This is a genomic window from Cyanobacteriota bacterium, assembly GCA_025054735.1.
In the GTDB taxonomy this organism is placed as follows: domain Bacteria; phylum Cyanobacteriota; class Cyanobacteriia; order SKYG9; family SKYG9; genus SKYG9.
Genome location: JANWZG010000644.1, coordinates 1 through 1,382 on the forward strand (window position 1 = coordinate 1; position 1,382 = coordinate 1,382).

Genomic DNA, 1,382 nt, shown 5'->3' on the forward strand with positions numbered 1-1,382 from the left:
AAGACGCTTTGCAATACTTTACACAAATATTCCCAAAGAATCCACTGCAAATTACTCATCGTAGTTACTCATCGTAGATTGTGGGCATTTACGGTTAAAGCATAGTTATTACCAGGCACCCGGAGCACTGCCTAGGTGATTGCGCAGTTAAAACACAACCACAATACGGTAGCTAGTACTAAGTTACTGAGCATTGCTGGGACTCAAGGACAAATACCCGGACTGATCATCGGTTACCCGTTCTAGATAGTGCCCCTCTAGCAAAAATGCTCCCTTCTGAAAGCGTACACTCCAGTAATTGCCCGATCGCTGTCCTAGAACAATACCCTCTTCCCCAAGCTGCAAGACAGTTGGAGGTCGCAACATGGGCATTGGGTCAGCCGTTTTCACATAGGTAGGCATAAAGATCAGCCGCACTCGATCGCCTACAGTCCACTGAACTGAGCATGGTTCTGACATACGTAATACCAATTTCCTTGAAATTAACTCCACAATGCTAGCTGCTGGTTATTACGAGCTAGGTTGGTGTTACCAGTGATTTGTAATGACAATACAAGGAGCAAATACAGAAGATTACAAATTCAGGAAATCAAATGTGGTATTCAACAAAAACGTTTAGAACAATCTCGTAAGCCAAACCCCTCAGCGTTGAGAATCTGTCCTCTCTTGCTACTTACCCGCCATCATGCTCGACACCAACAGCTTACAAGCCTTATTGTACAAGGTAGCCATCGGGCAACTTGTTCACTTAGAACTCCAAAAAGGAACTTATGCTAACTCGGCAAAGGTTAATAGCTTTGCTAAGGCAGGTAAGTCAATAACGATGTCTTCCCACATGTAACCAAGGTCAGTATAGTCACCTGGTTCGCGCTGCTCTGGATTTTCTCCCAGTAGGCAAAAGTAGCGTAATCCTACCTGCTTACTAATGAAACTGTAATAGGGAGTTAGATAGTTACGAGACAATAATTCCACTACGCAGGTGCCAGGCTTGCAGAAGACAATGTTAGTCAACCCACTGCCATGTACAGCAACTACAGCTGTGGCTTGGCTCATGAGAGCTACTTGCTCTTGAAATGGCATGGATTCTAGCTCAACGGTGCAAAATCCCAATGTTTCTAGGTAGGCTATGAGAGCGGCCTCATTGATAATTTTGCGGGTAGCTGCGGCACGACGGGTAATGTAGAGCCGAGCAGGTGGGTTGGGGCCGATCGCTGCTGCTATGCCATGGGGTAGAAACTGCTGCCGTAAAAATCTGCAACTATCTGGTGTAATGCGGCTAGCTAAGTGGGGAACTAGCAGTTGCCGAGCAGTAATGTAGGGATAATCAGTATTAGCTATGAGCTTATGGGCAGGAATCTGGAGCAGACTTAGGGTTTCTCGTT

At 45.8% G+C, this 1,382-nt stretch carries 2 protein-coding genes; both read right to left on the bottom strand.

Features of this window, described 5'->3' with window-relative positions:
- Positions 1-183: 183 nt before the first annotated feature.
- Complete coding sequence (locus tag NZ772_19020; GenBank protein MCS6815650.1) at positions 184-459, bottom strand: DUF3148 domain-containing protein; 276 nt, start codon at positions 457-459, stop codon at positions 184-186.
- Between the two features lie 309 nt (positions 460-768).
- On the bottom strand, positions 769-1,382 hold a 614-nt coding region (locus NZ772_19025; GenBank protein MCS6815651.1), incomplete at its 5' end, for a glycosyltransferase family 61 protein.

Coding starts and splice junctions, on each gene's coding strand:
- NZ772_19020 (MCS6815650.1), bottom strand. CDS start 459: ATGTCAGAACCATGCTCAGTTCAGTGGACTGTAGGCGATCGAGTGCGG.